This is a genomic window from Sphingorhabdus sp., assembly GCF_044357595.1.
GTDB lineage: Bacteria > Pseudomonadota > Alphaproteobacteria > Sphingomonadales > Sphingomonadaceae > Sphingorhabdus_B.
In genome coordinates this window covers 1-4,984 of record NZ_JBIKPH010000156.1, presented here as the reverse complement: position 1 = coordinate 4,984, position 4,984 = coordinate 1, and the positions used below count along the sequence as shown (strand labels likewise).

Below are 4,984 nucleotides of genomic sequence, written 5' to 3'. Positions count from 1 at the left end.
CGAACTGCGCGAAGGCCGCCATTTCGCGATATTGCGCAAGCTCAAGCTTAATCGAGCCCGAAACCTTCTTCATCGCCTTAGTCTGCGCAGCCGAGCCAACGCGGCTCACCGACAGACCCACGTTAATCGCAGGGCGGATACCCTGGAAGAACAGGTCTGTTTCAAGGAAGATTTGGCCATCGGTGATCGAAATCACATTGGTTGGAATATAGGCCGAAACGTCGCCAGCCTGTGTTTCAATGATTGGCAATGCCGTCAACGAACCACCGCCATTGGCGTCCGACATCTTTGCGGCGCGCTCAAGCAAACGGCTGTGCAGATAGAAAACGTCACCTGGATAGGCTTCACGGCCCGGAGGACGGCGCAGCAGCAAGGACATCTGGCGATAGGCCACAGCCTGCTTCGACAGATCGTCATATACGATGACGGCGTGCATACCATTGTCACGGAAGAATTCGCCCATCGCAACGCCGGTGTAAGGCGCAAGATACTGAAGCGGTGCAGGCTCTGAAGCGGTAGCCGCAACGACGATCGAATATTCCATCGCGCCTTGCTCTTCCAATGCGCGGACGATCTGCGCAACGGTTGAACGCTTCTGACCGACAGCAACGTAGATGCAATAAAGCTTCTTCGATTCGTCTGTGCCCTTATTGACTTCCTTCTGGTTGATGAAGGTGTCGATGGCGACAGCAGTCTTACCGGTCTGACGGTCACCAATGATCAATTCGCGCTGGCCACGGCCAACAGGGACGAGAGCGTCAAGCGCCTTGAGGCCAGTTTGCACAGGCTCCGAAACCGATTGGCGCGGGATGATGCCCGGTGCTTTTACTTCAACGCGGCTGCGCTGTGTTGTCTTCAATGGGCCCTTGCCATCGATTGGGTTGCCAAGGCCGTCAACAACGCGGCCAAGCAGCTCTTTGCCGACAGGAACGTCCACAATCGTCCCGGTACGCTTAACAACGTCACCTTCACGGATTTCGCTGTCGGAACCGAAGATAACAACACCAACATTGTCCGCTTCGAGGTTCAGCGCCATGCCCTGAATACCGTTGGAAAACTCGACCATTTCACCAGCCTGAACATTGTCGAGGCCGTGAATACGGGCGATACCGTCACCAACAGACAGAACGCTGCCGACTTCCGAAACCTGAGCTTCGGTGCCGAAATTGGCGATCTGGTCCTTGATGACCTTGGAAATTTCTGCGGCGCGGATATCCATGTTGCTACTTAGCCTTTCACCGACGGCAACTGCCGTCAGCCTTTCATCTGGTTTGCGAGAGTGTTCAAACGGGTTTTAATTGAGTTGTCGATCATCTGGCTGCCGATGCGGACAGTCAGGCCGCCCAGCAAGGACGGATCAACTTTAGTTTGTATTGCAACATTGCTGCCAACGCGTGTTTTCAGCGTTGCCAACAATGCTTTGGTCTGCGCGGCGCTTAAAGCGTGCGCCGAAGTCACTTCAGCGGTCACTTCGCCACGATGGGCCGCGGCGAGCGTCGAAAAGGCGCGGGCGACCGAGGACGTTTCGCTCAAGCGGCGGTTGTCCGCCAGCACGCCCAATGTCTTTGCGGTCAGGGCATCCAACTTCATCGCCTTGGCGACGGCGGCTATGGCCTTTTTCGCATCCGTGCGGCTGAGCACTGGGTTGGAAGTAAGTGCCTTAAGGTCGGCCGATTCGCTGACTGCCTGCGCGATGGCGCCCATGCTTTTTTCAACGGCATCGATAGCCTTTGCATCACGCGCAAGCTCAAACAATGCCGTTGCGTAACGGCCAGCCAAACTGGCTTGTATATTAGCGCTTGTGCCGCCGGAATTATCCACGCGTGTATTTCCTAGAATATGAGACTTAAAAACTTGCCGACCGAACCGAAGGGTTGCCCCTTCTTTGGCGTCGGGCCGCGCCTAGCAGGGGTTTTGCTGCGATGCAAGATAGCGATTTATGTTCTTGGGCAAACTGCATATCGATGCCTGTAATTGGGCCTGTCGTTTGCCGCGGAGTACCTAAAGCCTTATTGTCATTGCGTGATGACGGCCATTGCCAAACAATCGGAATGACGTTCAGGATGGATGAAATTGAGGAGGATATGTATGGGTAAAATGATTCGCATGAAAATGTCGGATGATGCGGACATAGCGGTTTACCAGGCCGAAGCAGTGGGTGAACGCCGCGGCGGCCTTGTTCTCGTGCAAGAAATCTTTGGCGTAACCGACCATATTCGCGAATTGTGTGATGAATATGCAGCGGATGGTTATGACGTCCTTTCGCCCGCTATCTTCGACCGAGAGCATCCCGGGTTTGAGGCGGATTATACCGGCCCCGATTACAACCGCGCCGTTGAACTGGCCCGTGATCTTCACCCGTTTGCGCAATCGCTCGATGATGCACAAACATGTGTGGATGCGCTAAAGGATAAAGGGCCGGTATTCATCACTGGCTATTGCTATGGCGGGTCGGTTGCTTGGGCATTGGCTGGCATCAGCGATGATCTCACTGCCGCAAGCTGTTATTATGGTGGCTTGGTTCCGACAGTATATGCCGATCAAGTCCCCAAATGCGCCACTATCGCGCATTTCGGCCGATATGACGCTGGCATCCCTATGGAAGGCGTTGAGGCATTGATCGAAAAGGCGCACCCAACCGCGCAAATATTCGTTTATGATGCCAATCACGGGTTTAATTCTGACCGGCGCAAGGATTATCACGAACCCAGCGCCGATCTGGCGCGGGAACGCACGCTTGCGCTTTTTCACGCCTGTGGCGGATAACGGGGGGCATGACACCAAGCGCATGGATTAACGGCGGGGCTGGTGTGACCATAGATTGGGCTGTGGTCGAAAGCGCGCTTGGCCCAATGCTGCTTGCGGCGACCGATAAGGGCATTTGCCGCCTGTCGTTTGACGAAAATGAAAGCACGCTAAAGCGCCGCTTTCCGAACGCGACCCTGCTGAGTAAAGGCGGTTCGCTTTCATCCCTGATCGACGGTGCCGTCTATGCCGTTCAAAACCCAAGGCAGATGCCCAAGCTGCCCCTTGATGTCGGCGGCACTGTTTTCCAAATGGCGGTGTGGAAGGCGTTGCTTGAAATACCTGCTGGCGAAACGCGCAATTATGCCCAAATCGCTGCGGCGGTTGGAAAGCCCGATGCGGTGCGCGCGGCGGGTTCGGCCAATGGTGCCAACCCTGTATCGGTGCTTATTCCCTGCCACCGGGTGATCCGGTCAGATGGCGGCCTTGGCGGCTATGCGTATGGGCTAGAACGCAAGCGCCGTCTGTTGGCGTGGGAAAGCGAGCAGGGCGGTCTGTTTTCAACTTAAGCAAATAGGTGTCGCGAAATGTGATCCGCTTAAGGGTAGGTCGCGCGCACGAAGTAAAGGCCTTCGGGAGGCGCATTTTCCGCCAATGCAGATCTGTCGGCGGCATCTAGTGCCGCTCTCAAGTCGGCTGCGTTCCAACGACCCAATCCAACAGCGACAAGGCAGCCGACCATGGACCGCACTTGATGATGCAGGAAGGACAAGGCCGCTGCCTCAATAATCACATGCTGGCCCTCACGCCGCACGGTCAGCCGGTCGAGTGTTTTGACGGGGCTGGCGGCCTGACACGCGGTGGAGCGAAAGGTAGTGAAATCATGCAGGCCGACAAGTATCTGCGCGGCGTCATCCATCGCATCGGCATCTAGCTCCGGTCCGACCCTCCAGACACGGCCCTTTTCAAGCGTTAATGAGGCGCGCCGATTAAGGATACGATAGGCATAGGCCCGGCCAATGCAGCTATAGCGTGCATGCCAGTCACCGGCGACTTCTTCGCACGCCAAAATCGCTATCGGGTGCGGGCGCAAATGGGCATTGATGGCTTCCATCAAGCGAAAGGCTGAAAGGCCCTTTGCCACATCAACATGCGCGCGCATGCCAAGCGCATGGACACCCGCATCGGTTCGGCCAGCGCTGTACACGAGGGTCTTTTCGCCCGTTGTCTTAAATATGGCCTCTTCGATGGTGCCTTGGACGGATGGGCCGTGGTCCTGCCATTGCCAGCCCATATATGGGCCGCCGTCAAATTCGATGGTGAGCGCAAAACGGGTCATGACAGGCGTGTGCCAGCCGCAATCGCCTTGCCGCGCAGCAGGTCGGCGGTTGGCATTGCAGGTTTACCTGCGCGTTGGATCATGCTGGGGCGAATGGCGTTGGCTTTGCAAGCGATTGTCAGCGCGTCATCGATAACTGCGCCTGCTGCGCCATTGGCTGCAATGATTTCGGCGGACAGCACGCGGTAACGTTCGCCTTCAAACGCGAACCAAGCGCCCGGCGCGGGATTAAAGGCGCGGACTTGCCGTTCGACCGCCTCGGCGGGCAGGTTGAAATCCAGCTTTGTTTCAGCCTTGTCGATCTTGGCGGCATAAGTGATGCCTGCTTCAGGCTGATTCACGCATGGAAATGCATCGAGATCCGCCAATACCCGAACCATCAACTCCGCGCCAAGCTCCGCCAGTTCCATAGTGAGCATGCCAGTTGTCTTCTGCGCGATTTCAACTTCGGTCGTCGCGCGGACGGGGCCGGTATCAAGTCCAACCTCCATCTGCAGAACCATGACGCCACTGGTGGCATCCCCAGCCAATATGGCACGCTGCACCGGCGCGGCACCGCGCCAGCGCGGTAGCAGCGAGCCATGGACATTGAGGCAACCATGTTTTGGGGCTTCGAGGACTGCTGGGGGCAGTATGAGGCCATAAGCAGCCACAATTGCTACATCGAGGTCCAGCGCTGCAAATTCCGCCTGTGCGTCCTCCTGACGCAGCGACAGAGGCGATCGTACAACGAGGCCAAGTTCTTCTGCACGTTGCTGAACGGCCGACGGCGTAAGCTTCTTGCCGCGATTGGCGGGACGGGGCGGCTGCGTGTATACCGCGACCACATCATGCCCGGCCGCCACCAATGCATCGAGCGTCGGCACGGCAAATTCCGGAGTTCCCATGAAGGCAAGACGC

At 57.0% G+C, this 4,984-nt stretch carries 5 protein-coding genes and 1 pseudogene; 2 read left to right on the top strand and 4 right to left on the bottom strand.

The window, feature by feature from the left end; all coding sequences use genetic code 11:
* Positions 1 to 1,219: F0F1 ATP synthase subunit alpha (atpA, locus tag ACIQ2T_RS11925; protein ID WP_397591007.1), on the bottom strand; the 1,219-nt coding region annotated here is incomplete at its 3' end.
* A gap of 35 nt (positions 1,220 to 1,254) precedes the next feature.
* Positions 1,255 to 1,821, bottom strand: coding sequence for a F0F1 ATP synthase subunit delta (locus tag ACIQ2T_RS11920; RefSeq protein ID WP_300033603.1), 567 nt, complete (start codon positions 1,819 to 1,821; stop codon positions 1,255 to 1,257).
* A gap of 267 nt (positions 1,822 to 2,088) precedes the next feature.
* Between ACIQ2T_RS11920 and ACIQ2T_RS11915 the strand changes: the two genes are divergently transcribed.
* Positions 2,089 to 2,766, top strand: coding sequence for a dienelactone hydrolase family protein (locus ACIQ2T_RS11915; protein WP_397591006.1), 678 nt, complete (start codon positions 2,089 to 2,091; stop codon positions 2,764 to 2,766).
* Positions 2,767 to 2,771: 5 nt separating this feature from the next.
* Positions 2,772 to 3,314, top strand: a pseudogene (locus ACIQ2T_RS11910) (methylated-DNA--[protein]-cysteine S-methyltransferase); the annotation flags it as partial.
* A gap of 29 nt (positions 3,315 to 3,343) precedes the next feature.
* On the opposite strand, the gene truA reads toward ACIQ2T_RS11910, so the two are convergent.
* Positions 3,344 to 4,084 carry a tRNA pseudouridine(38-40) synthase TruA gene (gene truA / locus ACIQ2T_RS11905; protein WP_397591005.1) on the bottom strand — a complete coding sequence of 247 codons (741 nt, stop codon included), beginning with the start codon at positions 4,082 to 4,084 and terminating at the stop codon, positions 3,344 to 3,346.
* The coding region (fmt, locus tag ACIQ2T_RS11900; RefSeq protein WP_397591004.1) for a methionyl-tRNA formyltransferase at positions 4,081 to 4,984 on the bottom strand (904 nt) is incomplete at its 5' end. The genes truA and fmt, both read right to left, overlap by 4 nt.